A 15,246-nucleotide genomic window follows, 5' to 3' on the forward strand; every position below is an offset into this window, starting at 1 on the left:
ATCATCCGTTCGGAGGATGCGGTGACGGTGCGCGGCTCCCTACCGTGGAAGCACCATGGGACACGAATCTCCGTGCGCCGATGCGCGCCTGCGGGCAGCGCTTCCGCCCGAGCTCTACCGCGTGTTGCATCTGCGCGTGGTGCAGCGACGCACCGTCGAGCAGACGGCCGCCGCCCTACGGCTCTCGCCGCACGCCGTCCGCGTCCGCCAGCACCGCGCGCTCGAGGCCCTTCGCGCGGACCTCAGATCCCCCGGGCGATCAGCTCTTTCATGATCTCGTTGGTGCCGCCGTAGATCTTCTGGACGCGCGCCGCCGCGTACATCTGGGCGATCGGGTACTCCATCATGTAGCCGTAGCCGCCGAACAGCTGCAGGCAGCGGTCGATCACGCGACACTGCATCTCCGTCGCCCACAGCTTCGCCATCGAGGCCGTGGCGGCGTCCAGGCCGCCGGTGATGGCGAGCCCGATGCAGTGGTCCACCAGCGTCTTTCCGGCGAGGACCTCGGCCTTGCACTCGGCGAGCACGAACTTGGTGTTCTGGAAGTCGGCGATCGCGCTGCCGAAGGCCTTGCGCTCCTTGGTGTACCGGACCGCTTCCGCCAGCGCGGCCTCCGCAGCTGCGACACCGCCGATCGCGATGCTCAGCCGCTCGCGCGGAAGCTGCCGCATCAACTGGTAGAAGCCCTGGCCCTCGACACCGCCGAGGAGGTTCGCGACCGGAACCCGCATGTCGACGAAGGAGAGCTCGCGCGTGTCCTGACCGTGCTGACCGATCTTCTTGAGCACGCGCCCGCGCTCGAAGCCCGGGAGTCCGTCGGTCTCGGCGACGATGAGCGAGATGCCCTTGGCGCCCTGGGACGGATCGGTCTTGGCCACGACGATGAGCAGGTCGCAGTGGCTGCCGTTGGAGATGAAGGTCTTGCTGCCGTTGATGACGTAGTCGTCGCCCTCGCGGACCGCGGTCGTGCGCACGGCCTGCAGGTCGGAGCCGGTACCCGGTTCGGTCATCGCGATCGCGAGGACCGCGTCGCCGGAGGCGGCGCCCGGCAGCCAGCGCGCACGCTGCTCCTCAGTGCCGCAGTCCTCGATGTAGTGCGCGCAGATCGTCGAATGCACGCCGAAGCCGAAAGCGGAGTCCCCCGACAGGGCCAGCTCCTGCACGACCACCGAATCGTGACCGAAGTCCCCGCCCGCGCCACCGAGGGACTCCGGCAGTTCGGTGCAGAGCAGTCCGGCGGCACCGGCCTTGTTCCAGAACTCGCGGTCCACCTGGTGCTGCTCGGCCCATCGCTCCTGGTTCGGGGCGGCCTCGCGCCGGAAGAACTCCGCGGCGTGCGCACGCAACTCCGTGTGCTCGGGGGTCTCCCAGGAGGGGCGGTACTCGGGGAACAGTGCGGTCACGACGGTCTCTTCTCCAGCTCGATCAACGGACGATACGTTTGTATAGTCCACGATGCGCCTGTACAGCGCAACCCCTGAGCCAGTACCATCACGCAGGTGGAAGGGACATCCGTGACCGATCTCCCTGCGACGAGCGATGACCTCACCGCCAAGGCGAGGATCCGCAACGCCGCACTGGAGCTGTTCGCCGCGCAGGGTGCGAGCGCCGTCCCCCTGCGCGCCGTCGCGGCCCGCGCAGGGGTCACCGTCGGCCTCGTGCAACACCACTTCACGACGAAGGACGGGCTGCGCGGCGCGGTCGAGGAGCAGATCGTCGAGTACCACGCCCGGGCGATCGCGAGCGTGCCGGACGAGGGTGCTCCCGCGGAGGTCGCGGCGGCACGCGACGCGGCCGTCCGCGAGATGCTGGCCCGGCATCCGGCCGTCGTGGACTACCTGCGCCGTTCCTTCCTCGACCCCGCGGGCTCGAACCTGTTGATCCGGCTCACCGAGCTCGGCCGCAGCGAGGTCGTGCGGCTGCGCGCGGCCCACCTCGCGTCCACCGACCGCCCCGAGTCCGACCAGGTCATCGCCATGATGGTCCGGCAGCTCGGCACCCTGTTCCTGCAGCCCCTCGTGGACGCGATGTGGGAGCACCTGCGGGAGCCCGGCGCACCGTCGGACGACAAGCCCCTGCTGTCCGTGAACACCGAGCCCGGGAAGGCGTGACGCCGGTCCGAGCTCACTTCGCGCCGCGACCTCGGGGTAGGTCGATCCCGGCGCACTCGGATCCTGTCCGATATGGACACGCTGTCCGGTACGGACCGAATCCGAGTGTCGCGCGAATGGCGTACCCCCGCCACGCGATCGCCCCGGTGCGATGCGCCGGAAGCGTCACAGCGGGCGGGAAGCTCAGTGTCGACTCAGGTTGGGCGCGGTATTCTGGCCTGCGATGTCCGAGACAACTCTTCCCTATCTGCCCATCTCGACGCGCAAGCTGATGGGGTGGTCGCGCACCACCCCGATCGAGGGGCACGTGCTGTCCACCCCCGACGTGGACCAGATCGCCAAGGCCGTCGCCGTCGTGGCCGACGCCGAGGCCGACAAGCCCGCCTACCTGCGCCGCGGCGTCATCGCGCGCGGTCTGGGCCGCTCGTACAACGAGTCGGCGCAGAACTCCGGCGGCCTGACCATCGACATGACGCCGCTCAGCGCGATCCACGACATCGATGCCGAGAAGGCCATCGCGGACGTGGACGCCGGCGTCGACCTCGACACCCTGATGAAGGCGGCGCTGCCCTTCGGCCTGTGGGTCCCCGTGCTCCCCGGCACGCGGCAGGTCACCGTCGGCGGGGCCATCGCGCACGACATCCACGGCAAGAGCCACCACTCGACCGGCAGCTTCGGCAATCAGGTCGCCGAGATCACGCTGCTCGTCGCCGACGGCCGCATCCTGACGCTCGCGCCGAAGGGCACACCGGACGACCCGAAGGGCGAGCTGTTCTGGGCCACCGTCGGCGGCATCGGCCTCACCGGCATCATCCTGCGGGCCAAGCTGCACATGCAGCACACCGAGACCGCCTACTTCAAGGCCGACGGCTGCGTCACGCAGTCTCTCGACGAGACCGTGGAACTGCACCTGGGCGGCTGGGAGGACGGGGCCGACTTCTCCTCCGGCTGGTTCGACTCCATCTCCAAGAAGAAGCTGGGGCGCGGCACGTTCTCGCGGGGCAGCCTCGCGAAGCTCGAGGACCTGCCGGACAAACTGGCCAAGGACCCGCTGAAGTTCGACGCCCCGCATCTCGTCACGTTCCCGGACATCTTCCCGCACGGCCTGGCGAACAAGTTCGACTTCGCGCTGGTCAGCGAGGCGTACTTCCGCGTCACCGGCAGCACCTACCAGGGCAAGATCGCCAACCTGACGCAGTTCTACCACCCGCTCGACCTGTTCGGCGATTGGAACCGGCTCTACGGGCCGAAGGGCTTCATCCAGTACCAGTTCGTGGTGCCGCCGGGCAACGAGGACGAGTTCAAGGCGATCATCCGCGACATCCAGGCCTCGGGTCACGTGAGCTTCCTCAACGTGATCAAGCTCTTCGGCGACGGCAACGACGCGCCGCTGAGCTTCCCCATGCGCGGCTGGAACGTGTGCCTGGACTTCCCCATCAAGAAGGGCCTGCACGAGTTCGTCACCGAACTCGACAAGCGCGTCTTCGCCATGGGCGGGCGCCTGTACACCGCGAAGGACTCGCGGACCACCGCGGAGATGTTCCACGCCATGTACCCGCGAGTCGACGAGTGGATCGCCACCCGCCGCGGCATCGACCCCACCGGCGTCTTCATGTCCGACATGGGCCGCCGCCTCGAACTCGCCTGAGCCTCACGACCGCAAGGAAGCACACCCCATGAAGAACGCCGTCGGCGTCCCCCAGTCCATCCTGCTGCTCGGCGGCACCTCCGAGATCGGCCTCTCGATCGTCGAGGAGTACCTCGCGAAGGGCCCGATCCGCGTCGTGCTCGCCGCGCTGCCGAACGACCCGCTGCGCGAACAGGCCGTCGCCCAGGTCGAGGCGGCGGGCGCCACCTCGGTCGAGGTCGTCGACTTCGACGCCACCGACTTCGACGGTCACGAGAAGACCATCGACGCCGCCTTCGCGGGCGGCGACATCGACGTCGCGATCGTGGCCTTCGCCCTCGACTTCGACGCCGAGGAGCTGTGGCAGAACCAGCGCAAGGCCGTGCTCCTCGCACAGGTCAACTACACCGGCGCCGTGTCCGTGGGCGTGCTCCTGGGCCAGAGGTTCAAGGAACAGGGCCACGGCCAGATCATCGCGATGAGCTCGGTGGCGGGCCTGCGTCCCCGCCGCAGCAACTTCGTCTACGGCTCGTCCAAGGCCGGCTTCGACGGCTTCTACCTCAACCTGGGCCAGGCGCTCGAGCCCTTCGGCGGCTCCGTGCTGGTCGTCCGCCCGGGCATGGTGCGCACCAAGTTCTCGGCACACGTCAAGGAGGCCCCACTGACGATCGACAAGGACGTCATCGGTCGCCTCGCCGTCGACGCCGCGATCGCCGGCAAGTCACTCATCTACGCGCCCGCGCCGTGGGGCTTCGTGAGCTTCGGCCTCAAGAACATTCCCCAGCCGATTTTCAAGCGCCTGCCGATCTAGCACGCACGTGGCCGTTCTCGAACCCTCCCATCTAGTCTGACCGCGTGACTGAACAGCGCACCGTCGACGCCCCCGCGGCCCCCGTCCGGGCCCGGGACCTGGCCCTCGACCTCGCCGCCGCCGTGATCCTCGCGGCGGCGGTCGGCGTCGTCGGCTGGCTCGCCATCCGCTCGGTCGACTGGCCCGCTTACAGCAGCTCGAACGTCACGCGGGCGTTCGCGACCGTCGGGCAGGTCGCCGCGATCGCGGTGCTCACCGCCTGCGCTCTGGTCCTGTCCCACGCCCGACGGTGGCCCGCCCGTCTCGCCCGGCTCGTCTCGTTCGCGACCGTCGCGGGATTCGTCACGCTCACCCTGGCGCTGCCGCTCGGCGGCACGAAGCTGTACCTCGGCGGCATCTCCGTCGACCAGCAGTTCCGCACCGAGTACCTCACGCGCCTGACGAGCTCACCGCGGCTCGCGGACATGACCTACGCGGACATGCCGCCGCTGTACTCGCCCGGCTGGTTCTGGCTCGGCGGGCGGTTCGCGAAAGCGTTCGGGATGGACGGCTGGGAGGCGTACCAGCCTTGGGCGATCATCTCCCTCGCGGTGGCGGCGTCGATCGCGCTCGCCCTCTGGCTGGCCGTGTGGAGCCCCGCCCGCGCGGTCGCCGCGACGCTCGCGACCACGGTCGCGATGCTGCTCTACGGGTCGGCCGAGCCCTACGGCGCGGCGGTCGCGATCGTGCTCCCGCCCGTGTTGATCATCGCCTGGTACGCGATCCTGCGCGGCCATCGCGGCGCGATCGCGCTGGTCGGCGCGTACCTCGGCGTGGCGGTCTGGTTCTACACGCTCTACCTCGGGGTCGCCGCCTTCGTCGTCGTGCTGATGGGCGCGGTCGCGCTGATCGCCGCGTGGGTGCGCGAGCGCCGGCTCGAGTGGCGCTACCCGGTGCGCGTCGCCGCGATGGGCGTCATCGCCATCGTCATCGGCACGCCCGCGTACGGCCCGTTCCTGCTGCGCGCGCTCCGCGACGGCACCGACCCCAAGGGCTCCGCCTTCCACTATCTGCCGGAGCAGGGCTCGGTCCTGCCCTTCCCCATGCTGCACTTCTCGCTGCTCGGGGCGCTCGCGCTGATCGGCATCGTCTGGATCCTGGTGCGCGCCAGGACCTGCCTGCACGCGCAGGCGCTCGGCCTCGCGGTCGGCGGGGTGTACCTCTGGGCGCTGCTGTCGATGGTCGCAGCCCCCGCCGGGACCACACTGCTCGGCTTCCGCACCGAGCCCGTGCTGCACATCCTGCTCGCCGCCGCCGGCGCCCTCGGCGCGGTCTCGCTCGTCGGCTCGCTCGGCGACGGCTACCCCCGGTACCGGCAGGCGGGGATCGTGCTCGGCGCGCTCGCCGCGGTCGGTGTGGCGCAGACGATCCCCGCGCAGCTGGCCGGGGAGATCGCCGTCGCCTACTCGGACACCGACGGTGACGGGCACCGCGGCGACCGACGCCCCGCGGGCGCGGAATCGTCGTACAAGGACGTGGACGCGGCGATCCTGGCCGCGACCGGGAAACCCCGGACCGACACCGTGGTGCTCACCGCCGACTACGGCTTCCTCGCGATCTACCCGTACTGGGGCTTCCAGAACCTCACGTCGAACTACGCGAACCCGCTGGCGCACTTCAGCGCCCGGTCCGCGGCGATCGAATCGTGGGCGAAGCTCGACACCCCCGACGAGCTGATCCACGCGCTCGACACCACGCCCTGGCGCGCCCCCACCGCGTTCGTGTTCCGACGGTCCGCCGACGGCCTGTCCCTGCGCCTGGCCGAGGACGTCTACCCGAACGACCCGAACGTGCGCCGGTACACCGTCGTGTTCCCCGAGAAGCTGTTCGAGGACCCGAGATTCGCCGTCACCGAGACGGGCCCGTTCGTCGTGATCGTGAGGAAGTGACCGATGTCGATCTCTCTGCGTGACCTCATGCAGCGCCGGAGTCTGCTGCCCGAGTCGCTCGACAACGTCCTGTCCGGCCCGGGGCGGACGGTCCGCGGCCTGCGGATCGTGGTGACCGGGGCATCGTCGGGCATCGGGCGGGAGGCGGCGCTCCAGCTGGCCGGGCGCGGCGCCCACGTGATCGCCGTGGCGCGGCGCGAGTCCGAGCTCGAGGAGCTCACCGCACTGACCGGCGGCGAATACCGCCTGTGCGACCTGACGGACTCCGACTCGATCGACGGGCTGCTCACCAATCTCGGCGAGGTGGACGTGCTCATCAACAACGCCGGCCACTCGATCCGGCGGACCATCGCCGATTCCACCGACCGGTTCCACGACTATCAGCGCACGATGAACCTCAATTACTTCGCGGCCGTGCAGCTCTCGCTCGGCGTGCTGCCGGGGATGATCGAGCGGGGCCGCGGCCAGATCGTCAACGTGTGCACCTGGGGCCTGCTCGCCAACACCTTTCCCAAGTTCTCCGCCTACGCGGCGTCCAAGAACGCGCTGTCGATCTTCGGGCGCAGCCTGAACGCGGAGCGACCGCACCCGGGCGTGCACGCGACCAACGTGTACTTCCCGCTGGTCCGCACCGAGATGATCGCGCCGACGGCCGAGTACTCCGGCGCCTCGGCCCTCGAGCCCGACGAGGCCGGGCGGTGGCTGGTCCGGGCAGTGACCCACCAGCCCGTCGAGGTCTCCCCCGCCGCGCTGCGGGCGCTGCTCCCCGTCGTCGACCTGTTCTCCCCCGCGACGACGGACCGCACCATCGCGTCGCTGACCTGAGCTCGAGGCCTCGGCGGTTACCCGGGGAAACTTTGATATGCCTCACCTAAATCATCCGCTAGGATTCCGCAGGTGATGACACGATCCCTCGCCCGACGACTCGCGCCCGCTGTCGTCCTGCCGGCCGCCACCGTCGGCATCAGCTCCTGCTCGAACTCGAACGACGACGCGAAGAACTCGGGCAACACCGAGGTCGCGACCGGCGGCGAGCGGTTCGGCACGGCCGACGCCGAGACCGCCAAGCTCGGCACCGACGCCGCGCCCGGCGTGTTCCCCCGCACGATCAAGCACGCCCGCGGCGTCACCGAGATCCCGAAGAAGCCGGAGCGCATCGTCGTGCTCGACAGCGGCGAGCTGGACTCCGTGATCTCGCTGGGCCTCAAGCCCGTCGGCATGGTGGTCACCGACGGCGCGAGCCCCGTCCCGACCTACCTGGCCGACAAGGTGCAGGGCGTCGAGACCGTCGGCAAGAACACCACGCTGAACCTGGAGGCCATCGCCAAGCTCAAGCCCGACCTGATCCTGGGCAGCCAGCTGCGCGTCGACAAGCAGTACGAGCAGCTCTCGGCGATCGCGCCCACCGTCTTCTCCATCCGCCCGGGCTTCCCGTGGAAGGAGAACTTCCGCCTCATCGGCGCGGCGGTCGGCGAGGAGCAGAAGGCCAAGGACGCGCTGAACTCGTACGCCGACAACGCCAAGGCGCTCAGCGCGAAGTTCACCGGCGCCAAGCCGACCATCTCCCTGGTCCGGTTCATGCCGAACCGACTGCGCCTGTACGGCAACAAGTCGCTGATCGGCGTGATCCTGCAGGACGCGGGCCTGCCGCGCGCCGGCAAGCAGGGCATCGACGAGCTGGCCACCGAGATCTCGCTGGAGAACATCTCCCAGGCCGACGGCGACTACATCTTCTACTCCAGCTACGGCAAGCCCGAGAACACCGGCGAGACCGCGGCTCTGGCGAATCCCGGCTGGGCGCAGCTGAGCGGCGTGCAGAAGGGCAAGGCCTTCCGCGTGGACGACGACGTCTGGTACCTGGGCCTCGGCCCGACCGGAGCGAACCTCATCGTCAAGCAGCTGGGCGAGTACCTGGCGAAGTAGGCGGCACCGAAAGGCCGCCCAGCGGTTACCACTGTTACGCGTGTTGTTCATGTGTCTCATGGGGTTAGTGGTTAGGGTCTCTACCCATGACCACACGCCGGGGATTCCTGCGCGCGGGCGCCGCCGCCGCGCTCGCCACCGCCACTGCGGCCGCCACCGGCCGGATCGCGCACGCGCTACCGGGCACCACCGTCTCCGCGAACGTCTCCGGCACCACCCTCGAGCGGGTGAGCGTGCCCGGTGCGGCCCGGTCCGGCGGGTACCGTCCGCTGGTCGACGGTACCGGCTGGCCCCTGTACGTCCGGCAGGAACTCGCGACCGCGGGCGGTGCGCGCGAGACCACGCGCGCACCGCTCGCCTCCTTCGTGCAGCTGACCGACATGCACATCGTCGACGCGCAGAGTCCCGCCCGGTTCGAGTTCATCCACCCGTTCCAGGGGCCGGCCTTCCGCCCGCAGGAAACGCTCACCACGCAGGGCGCGGTGTCGCTCGTCGAGCGAATCAACGCGCTCCGGTCCGGCCCGTTCACGGGACGCCCGTTCGACTGCGTGATCACCACCGGTGACAACACCGACAACCGTGAGCTCGCCGAGCTCAACTGGTTCCAGACGGTGCTCTCGGGCGGCACGATCGTGCCGAACACCGGCGCGCCCGACCGCTTCGAGGGGCTCCAGGCGCACGGCGCGGCCCTCTACTGGCAACCCGAATCTCCGTACTGGGACACGTACAAGGACAAGGGCTTCCAGCAGATCCCCGGTTTCCTCCGGGCAGCCATCGGCGCCCACACCAGTCCGGGCCTGACGATGCCCTGGTACGCCGTCGTCGGCAACCACGACGACGGTCTGCTCGGCACGCTGCCCAACGGCATCGCCGACTGGCTCTACCTGTCGCCGATCAAGTTCGACATCCCGCACACCGACCCGGCGGCCCTCGCGATCGCCCGCGCGATCACCTCCGACCCGGCGCAGCTCGGCCCGATGCTCGCGCAGCTCAAGCTGTCCGGACCGGTCATCCCGGCCACCGTCGATCCGAAGCGTTCGCCGTTCAGCCCCCGCGAGTTCGTGCGCCGCCACTTCGACCCCGCCGTCACCGGGCCCGGCCCCGTCGGGCACGGCTTCTCCAGCCCCGACGGTCCCACCTGGTACACGTTCCAGCTCGCGCCGGGCGTGCTGGGGATCTCTCTCGACACGACCAACAACCTCGGACTGGCCGACGGGTCGATCGGCGAGCGACAGCTGGCCTGGCTGGTCGCACAACTCACGGCCCACCCGGACCAGCTCGTGATCGTGTTCAGCCACCACACCTCGAAGACCATGGGCGCCAAGCTGCCCGACCCCGAGGAGCCGGGCGAGAAGCAGTACGACGGCGGCGTGGTCGTGAAGACGCTCACCGACCACCCGAACGTGATCGCGTGGGTGAACGGGCACACGCACAAGGACGAGATGATCGCGCACACCGGCCCCACGCCGAAGCAGAGCTTCTGGGAGATCAACACCGCCAGCCACGTCGACTTCCCGCAGCTGGCCCGGATCATCGAGGTCGCCGACAACCGCGACGGCACGCTGAGCCTGTTCACCCCGCTCATCGAGGCCGCGAGCCCGGCCACGGCGAACCCGTCGGACCTCAGCGCGAAGGGCCTCGCCAGCCTCTATCGCGAGCTGTCCTACAACGACGTCCACCGCGACGACGCCCTGCTGGGCGCCGAGGCCGACCGCAACTGCGAGCTGCTGCTCACGCACCCGCTCCGCTGACTCGCTGCTCCGACCGGGCGGGGCCTAGATCCCGCGGGCGGCGAGGGCCTCGCCCAGCAGGTCCGCGTCGCGGATCAGGCGGACCAGCACCGTCGGGAGGACGCGGACGAGGGAGGCGCGCTGCCCTCGCGCCCAGGCCGCCTCACGGGTCTGCCGGACGACGGCGATCACGGTCGGGATGGAGCGGATCGTCAGCGCGACGAGGAGTTCGACACGCCACCCGAGGACCCGCCCGGCGAGCGCCGCGAGGTCGCTCGCGCGGGTGGTGAAGACGAGCAGATTGCCCGCCAGGACGCCCACCACGAGCTGCCCGACGGGGCCGATCGCGGCCCGGGCACCGTCGGAAAGCCCTTGGCTGAGCAGGTAGAAGACGGTGAGCACCACGGCGAACAACAGCGCCGGGCGCAGGGCCCGCCACAGGTGCACGGGCCGCAGCCGCGCGACCGGGAAGAGCGCCGCGACCATCACCGCCGCCGCCGCGAGGGGCAGGGGCCGCGGGAGGATCGCGAGGAAGGTCACCAGCACCAGCATCGCGACCAGCTTCGCCGCCGCGGGGGTGCGGTGCAGTGGCGAGTCGCGCGGGAGATATCGACCGATCACGGGCGCGTCACCGCCCCGCCAGCTCGCGGTAGAAGGCGATCGCGTCGGCGGGGGCCGCGTCGTGGACCACGGCACCGTCGTCCATGACGAGCACGCGGTCGAAGTCCTCGAGCATGTCCAGGTGATGCGTCAGGAGGATCACCTGCTGCTCCAGCGCGGCGAGCCGATCCCGGACCTTGAGCACGTTGCGCAGGTCGAGCAGCGTCGTGGGCTCATCGCAGACCAGGATCTCCGGCTCGGTGACCAGCACCGAGGCGAAGGCGAGCATCTGCTTCTGGCCCGAACTGAGCAGCTGCGCCGGCGCATCGAGATGGTCGGCCAGGCCGAACTCTCCGAGGATCTCCGCGACGCGACGGGAGACCTCGGCACCGTCGGGGCCACCGCGCCGGGAGCGACCCGGCGGGCGCAGGGACAAAGCGACGTCCTCGGCGGGTGTCGGCATGACGATCTGCGCGGACGCGTCGGCGAACATGAAGCCCACCTTCCGGCGCACCTCGGACCGCTTCGCGCGCACGTCCAGGCCCAGGGTCTCGACGGTGCCGCCGTCGGGGACGACGAGTCCGTTGAAGGTGCGGGCCAGCGTCGACTTGCCGGAGCCGTTGGCGCCGATGATGCCGATCCGTCGCTCCGACAGCACCGCGGTGATGCCCTTGAGCACCGGACGGTCGTCGAAGGCGTGGTGGACATCGTCGAGGCGGATCATCGGGGGCCGGGCGCCCGCTTCGCGATGGCCGGATAGGCCCGCACCACGGTGACCACGACCAGCGCGGTGATGACGACCTTGATCAGGTCGCCTGGCACGAACTGGAACCCCAGCGTGAGCTTGGCGAACAGGCCCGAGCCGGTGCGCCAGCCGAGCCAGGGCAGGCCGATGGCGTAGACGATCACCATGAGCCCGATGACGTTCGCGAGGCCGATCAGGATCGGGTTGGTGCGGCCCCATTTGTCGACGAGCCAGCCCGTCACCAGGGCCCCGACGATGCCGCCGATGAGGAAGCCGCCGGTCGGGCCGGTGAGCACGGCGAGGCCGCCCCGGCCGCCGGCGCCGATGGGCAGGCCGACCACGATGAGCAGCACGTACAGCGCCACCGACGCGCCGCCCCAGGGGAAGCCGAGCAGCGAGGCCGCGAGCATGAACCCCAGCGTCTGCAGGGTGATGGGCGCGATGCCGCTGATCGTCACGGTGGGGAGCGCGAGCACCGCGGTGAGGGCGGTGAACACGGCGATCAGGGCGAGGTCGCGCGGCGTGGCGCGATAGGTGGCGGCGTTGAACACGGTTCAAGAAGTATCGGGGTGCTCGGCTAGAGTCAAGTCCGTGGCCATCAACCGCTCGGACGTGCTGACCTCCGCGATCGGCGTCCTCGACCGGTCGGGACTGCCGGATCTGACGATGCGGCGAGTGGCGGCCGATCTGGGCGTCGCGCCGGGCGCGCTGTACTGGCACATCCCCAACAAGCAGTCGCTCCTCGCCGGCATCGCCGACACCATCCTCGCCGACCCGTCGCTGGCGGCCGCCGCCTCCAAGTCGCGGATGCGGTGGGACCGCCAGCTGACCGGGTACGCGCACGCCCTGCGGTCCGTCCTGCGCAAGCACCGCGACGGTGCCGAGGTCGTGTCCGCGTCGCTGGCCTCGCAACTGGGAACCAGCAACCTGCAGTCGCAGATCGCCGAGATCGCGGTGTCCGCCGGCGCCGGCGCGGCGGACGCGAACGCCGTCGCACTGGCCCTGACCCATTTCGTCGTCGGCTTCACCTTCGAGGAGCAGACCCGCGAGGCCATGACTCTCGCAGGCGCCGCCGCCGGCGAGCTGGACCGGACCGCGACCGACCGCGCCTTCGCCGGAGGCGTCGACCTCATCGTCGACGGCCTGCGCGCCCGCGTCGCCGCACCGGCCTGAGCCGGGCACCGTCGGCCCCCGGAACCGCCCGGTGACCGGGCCCCGCTACGCGGACAGGTCGACCGCGCGGTCCACGGCGTAGCCGTAGCCGGCCGGTCCGAACCCCGCGATCACGCCGGCCGCGATCGGCGAGACATAGGAGTGGTGCCGGAAGGACTCGCGGGCGTGCACGTTGGAGATGTGCACCTCGAGGACGGGGACCTCGGGGATCACCAGCGCGTCGGCGACCGCGACGGAGGTGTGTGTCCACGCCGCGGGATTGATGACGATCGCGGAGAAGTCCCGGTTCCGCGCGACGTCGTGGATCCAGCCGATCAGCTCCGCCTCGTCGTTGGTCTGCCGGACATCGACCTCGGCGCCACGAGAGGCGGCAGTGCGCCTGCAAAGGTCCACGATATCGGCGTACGAATTGTGTCCGTACACCTCCGGCTGGCGCACACCCAGCATGTTCAGGTTCGGTCCGTTGAGCACCAGAATGCGAGGTCCCATGGGTCGACAGCCTAGTCGTCCTGAATACTTCGGAATTGAGATCGTTGTCCCACGGCGTGCGCATCCACCCCGTGGATCATGTAATGTTCGACGTATTCGCAATCTGGAAGGGAGGGCCTGATGACTACGTTCGCGGCCAAATTGAACCGACTTTTCGAGGTCGTACACCCCGCTGACCGAGGGCCCTACACCTCCTCGGAGTTCTGCAGGATGGTCGAGGAGGGCGGCGGCAAGCTGTCCGTGCCGTACCTGTCGCAGCTGCGCTCGGGCCGGAGCTCGCGCCCCGCGTACGACATGGTGGCGTCGATCGCGCAGACCTTCGGGGTGCGCGCCGAGTACTTCTCCGACCCGCTGTACGAGCGCGAGATCCTCGCCGACCTCGAGCTGACCCGGGAGCTCCGCGAGTCGGGGATGCTCGAGATGGCACGTCGCTCCACCAAGCTGTCGGCGGATCGTCGTGCGGCGCTCGCCGGGCTCCTCGCCGAGCTCGAGGCTGAAGACGGAACGGAGGGCGCGGCCGGCTAGGTCGCTCCCGACGTCGAGGGCTCAGCGCACCCGCTCCAACAGGGGCGACGGGGTGTGCTGGGCCCTTTTCGTCACTGCAGCGGTCCAGCGTGCGGTCCGCCAGCCCGACGGTGGCTCGAGATCGACCGCGTGCACCGAACCGTAGGGCGCCGTCCGGTCCAGCCAACGGGCCACCGCCGCGGCCCGCTCGGCGGGGGTCGCGTCCGCGAGCATGCCGGCGCCCGGGCTCGCGAGCATCGCCCAGCCGTCGAGCACGACGACCGCCCGCGCCTCGGCCGTCTCCACCCATCCGCCACCGGGCCGTACCACTGCCTCGAGGTCCGGGAAGAGCTCAGTGACCTGCTCGTAGGCCGCACGGAACCGCAGCCACTCCCGGGCGGCGATGAGCATGGACGCGAGCCACGACGCCATCAACACGAGCGTCCAGCTCGCGAAGCCGGCGTCGAGCATGAACCGATTGAGCCGAAGCACCCACACGCCCACCTGCACCCGCTGGAGCAGGAATCCGCCCGCGATCACGTTCGCGACCGCCACCACCGCCAGGATCACGCCGCCCAGCGCCAGGATGCGCAGCTGGACGCGATGGACGCGGGTGCGCTTGGACACTCGCCACGCCGCGACCGCCACGATCAGCGAGGTCACCCCCAGGCACGTGTAGACGAGGGCAGTCTCGACCGCGAGGCCGAACGTCCGGCCGAAGCCGAGCCCCGTCGGGTCCCCGAGACGGCCCAGCACGCTCCCGGTGCCGATCACCACTCCCACGACGACGAGCGCCAGCCCCCACACCGTGATCCTGGCGCGGGTGAGCACGCCGTCGAGCGCGAACGCGAACACGAGCGCGCCGAAGCAGGCCACGAGCAGCAGCATCCGCTGGATCGTGACCACTTCCAGCTCGTCGAGCCCACCGCCGATCATCCAGTCCCGGATGACGGGCGTGTCGATGGTGACCATCACGGCCAGCGCGATCGCGGTGAGGAGGGCGCCGCCGGCGGGGGGATTCCGGTTGGTCTGCCACCTGCTGAACCTCTCCAGCGCGCCGAGCCAGAGGATCGGCGTGACGAGCGAGGCGATCATCCGAGCAGCTCGTCGACCACGGAGTCGACGCGGGTGAGCGTGTGACCGGCCTTGACGCGGCGCACCAGCAGCGTGGCGAAGGACTCCGCCTCCTCCTCGCGCTTCGCGGCCCTGCCACTGTCCGGATCGGCGGAGCACCCCTCGTCGTGCCCCAGCACGAGGTGCCCGAGCTCATGGGCCAGGGTCTGTTCGAAGGTCGCGACGCCCGTGGACACGACCAGCAGGTCGCGCTCGGCCGACCGCAGCCACATTCCGAAGACCCCGACCGGCATCGTCATCCGCTGCACATCGATCCGTCGGCCCAGGTAATCGGCGTAGGCGGCGACCACCTCGGCGATCGTGACGGGGCCCGAACCGGACGACGGGGTGACCGCGCGCACGACGGAGCGCACGGCCCTCGTCGGTCGGTCGGATCCCCTCATGCACGAAACGATACGTCGGTTCGTCGGTTCGTTGTACACCAAGCGGTCAGTAGTGATCCGTCACTGGCAAATCCACGAGGTCGCGGGC

17 protein-coding genes are annotated in these 15,246 nt (G+C 70.1%); 10 read left to right on the top strand and 7 right to left on the bottom strand.

From position 1 onward, the window contains the following. Window positions 1–55 precede the first annotated feature (55 nt). Window positions 56–274: an RNA polymerase sigma factor gene (locus tag AXK61_RS26040; protein ID WP_082789274.1), complete on the top strand. Its 219-nt coding sequence runs from the start codon at window positions 56–58 to the stop codon at window positions 272–274. Here the strand turns inward: AXK61_RS26040 and AXK61_RS08630 are convergent. Next, window positions 243–1,403: an acyl-CoA dehydrogenase family protein gene (locus tag AXK61_RS08630; protein WP_068744803.1), complete on the bottom strand. Its 1,161-nt coding sequence runs from the start codon at window positions 1,401–1,403 to the stop codon at window positions 243–245. The two genes, AXK61_RS26040 and AXK61_RS08630, sit on opposite strands and share 32 nt — an antisense overlap. A 111-nt stretch (window positions 1,404–1,514) precedes the next feature. Here AXK61_RS08630 and AXK61_RS08635 point away from each other — a divergent pair, with 111 nt between their 5' ends. From AXK61_RS08635 to AXK61_RS08665, 7 genes are all read left to right on the top strand, one after another. Beyond that, window positions 1,515–2,111 carry a TetR/AcrR family transcriptional regulator gene (locus AXK61_RS08635; RefSeq protein ID WP_068744804.1) on the top strand — a complete coding sequence of 199 codons (597 nt, stop codon included), beginning with the start codon at window positions 1,515–1,517 and terminating at the stop codon, window positions 2,109–2,111. A 223-nt stretch (window positions 2,112–2,334) separates the two neighbouring features. Beyond that, window positions 2,335–3,759 (top strand): FAD-binding oxidoreductase, encoded by a 1,425-nt coding sequence (locus AXK61_RS08640; protein WP_068744805.1) that lies wholly within the window; start codon window positions 2,335–2,337, stop codon window positions 3,757–3,759. 28 nt (window positions 3,760–3,787) lie between these two features. Further along, a complete protein-coding gene (locus tag AXK61_RS08645; RefSeq protein WP_068744810.1) occupies window positions 3,788–4,549 on the top strand; it encodes a decaprenylphospho-beta-D-erythro-pentofuranosid-2-ulose 2-reductase in 762 nt (253 codons plus the stop codon). A gap of 44 nt (window positions 4,550–4,593) precedes the next feature. After that, window positions 4,594–6,477 carry a galactan 5-O-arabinofuranosyltransferase gene (locus AXK61_RS08650; protein WP_082789275.1) on the top strand — a complete coding sequence of 628 codons (1,884 nt, stop codon included), beginning with the start codon at window positions 4,594–4,596 and terminating at the stop codon, window positions 6,475–6,477. A 3-nt stretch (window positions 6,478–6,480) separates the two neighbouring features. Then, window positions 6,481–7,302: an SDR family NAD(P)-dependent oxidoreductase gene (locus AXK61_RS08655; RefSeq protein WP_068744813.1), complete on the top strand. Its 822-nt coding sequence runs from the start codon at window positions 6,481–6,483 to the stop codon at window positions 7,300–7,302. 75 nt (window positions 7,303–7,377) lie between these two features. After that, window positions 7,378–8,400, top strand: coding sequence for an ABC transporter substrate-binding protein (locus AXK61_RS08660; RefSeq protein ID WP_068744814.1), 1,023 nt, complete (start codon window positions 7,378–7,380; stop codon window positions 8,398–8,400). An 86-nt stretch (window positions 8,401–8,486) separates the two neighbouring features. Further along, window positions 8,487–10,151, top strand: a complete 1,665-nt coding sequence (locus AXK61_RS08665) for a TIGR03767 family metallophosphoesterase (protein WP_068744816.1) — start codon at window positions 8,487–8,489, stop codon at window positions 10,149–10,151. Between the two features lie 24 nt (window positions 10,152–10,175). Here AXK61_RS08665 and AXK61_RS08670 read toward each other — a convergent pair whose 3' ends face one another. Genes AXK61_RS08670 through AXK61_RS08680 form a run of 3 tightly spaced genes read right to left on the bottom strand, consistent with a single transcriptional unit; the run spans window position 10,176 to window position 12,026 of the window. Next, window positions 10,176–10,751, bottom strand: a complete 576-nt coding sequence (locus AXK61_RS08670; RefSeq protein WP_068744817.1) for an energy-coupling factor transporter transmembrane component T family protein — start codon at window positions 10,749–10,751, stop codon at window positions 10,176–10,178. Between the two features lie 7 nt (window positions 10,752–10,758). Continuing rightward, window positions 10,759–11,454 (bottom strand): energy-coupling factor ABC transporter ATP-binding protein, encoded by a 696-nt coding sequence (locus AXK61_RS08675; RefSeq protein WP_068744821.1) that lies wholly within the window; start codon window positions 11,452–11,454, stop codon window positions 10,759–10,761. Further along, a complete protein-coding gene (locus AXK61_RS08680) occupies window positions 11,451–12,026 on the bottom strand; it encodes a biotin transporter BioY (protein WP_068744823.1) in 576 nt (191 codons plus the stop codon). Before AXK61_RS08680 ends, AXK61_RS08675 begins: the two co-directional genes overlap by 4 nt. 40 nt (window positions 12,027–12,066) lie before the next feature. Here AXK61_RS08680 and AXK61_RS08685 point away from each other — a divergent pair, with 40 nt between their 5' ends. Further along, window positions 12,067–12,648 carry a TetR/AcrR family transcriptional regulator C-terminal domain-containing protein gene (locus AXK61_RS08685; RefSeq protein WP_068744825.1) on the top strand — a complete coding sequence of 194 codons (582 nt, stop codon included), beginning with the start codon at window positions 12,067–12,069 and terminating at the stop codon, window positions 12,646–12,648. Window positions 12,649–12,693: 45 nt separating this feature from the next. Here AXK61_RS08685 and aroQ read toward each other — a convergent pair whose 3' ends face one another. Next, window positions 12,694–13,137 (bottom strand): type II 3-dehydroquinate dehydratase, encoded by a 444-nt coding sequence (gene aroQ / locus AXK61_RS08690; protein WP_068744827.1) that lies wholly within the window; start codon window positions 13,135–13,137, stop codon window positions 12,694–12,696. 120 nt (window positions 13,138–13,257) lie between these two features. Here aroQ and AXK61_RS08695 point away from each other — a divergent pair, with 120 nt between their 5' ends. Then, window positions 13,258–13,662, top strand: a complete 405-nt coding sequence (locus tag AXK61_RS08695; protein ID WP_068744829.1) for a hypothetical protein — start codon at window positions 13,258–13,260, stop codon at window positions 13,660–13,662. Window positions 13,663–13,683: 21 nt separating this feature from the next. Here the strand turns inward: AXK61_RS08695 and AXK61_RS08700 are convergent, their stop codons facing one another. Next, complete coding sequence (locus AXK61_RS08700; protein ID WP_068744831.1) at window positions 13,684–14,736, bottom strand: hypothetical protein; 1,053 nt, start codon at window positions 14,734–14,736, stop codon at window positions 13,684–13,686. Next, a complete protein-coding gene (locus tag AXK61_RS08705; protein ID WP_156485615.1) occupies window positions 14,733–15,158 on the bottom strand; it encodes an ImmA/IrrE family metallo-endopeptidase in 426 nt (141 codons plus the stop codon). Before AXK61_RS08705 ends, AXK61_RS08700 begins: the two co-directional genes overlap by 4 nt. Window positions 15,159–15,246 lie beyond the last annotated feature (88 nt).

This window comes from Tsukamurella pseudospumae (genome assembly GCF_001575205.1).
GTDB classification, from domain to species: domain Bacteria; phylum Actinomycetota; class Actinomycetes; order Mycobacteriales; family Mycobacteriaceae; genus Tsukamurella; species Tsukamurella pseudospumae.

What these genes read in the sequence shown, in the direction of transcription:
- AXK61_RS26040 (WP_082789274.1), top strand. Translation starts at nt 56, where the DNA reads ATGGGACACGAATCTCCGTGCGCCGATGCGCGCCTGCGGGCAGCGCTT.
- AXK61_RS08655 (WP_068744813.1), top strand. Translation starts at nt 6,481, where the DNA reads ATGTCGATCTCTCTGCGTGACCTCATGCAGCGCCGGAGTCTGCTGCCC.
- AXK61_RS08660 (WP_068744814.1), top strand. Translation starts at nt 7,378, where the DNA reads ATGACACGATCCCTCGCCCGACGACTCGCGCCCGCTGTCGTCCTGCCG.
- AXK61_RS08665 (WP_068744816.1), top strand. Translation starts at nt 8,487, where the DNA reads ATGACCACACGCCGGGGATTCCTGCGCGCGGGCGCCGCCGCCGCGCTC.
- AXK61_RS08645 (WP_068744810.1), top strand. Translation starts at nt 3,788, where the DNA reads ATGAAGAACGCCGTCGGCGTCCCCCAGTCCATCCTGCTGCTCGGCGGC.
- AXK61_RS08675 (WP_068744821.1), bottom strand. Translation starts at nt 11,454, where the DNA reads ATGATCCGCCTCGACGATGTCCACCACGCCTTCGACGACCGTCCGGTG.
- AXK61_RS08640 (WP_068744805.1), top strand. Translation starts at nt 2,335, where the DNA reads ATGTCCGAGACAACTCTTCCCTATCTGCCCATCTCGACGCGCAAGCTG.
- AXK61_RS08695 (WP_068744829.1), top strand. Translation starts at nt 13,258, where the DNA reads ATGACTACGTTCGCGGCCAAATTGAACCGACTTTTCGAGGTCGTACAC.
- AXK61_RS08705 (WP_156485615.1), bottom strand. Translation starts at nt 15,158, where the DNA reads ATGAGGGGATCCGACCGACCGACGAGGGCCGTGCGCTCCGTCGTGCGC.
- aroQ (WP_068744827.1), bottom strand. Translation starts at nt 13,137, where the DNA reads ATGGGACCTCGCATTCTGGTGCTCAACGGACCGAACCTGAACATGCTG.
- AXK61_RS08700 (WP_068744831.1), bottom strand. Translation starts at nt 14,736, where the DNA reads ATGATCGCCTCGCTCGTCACGCCGATCCTCTGGCTCGGCGCGCTGGAG.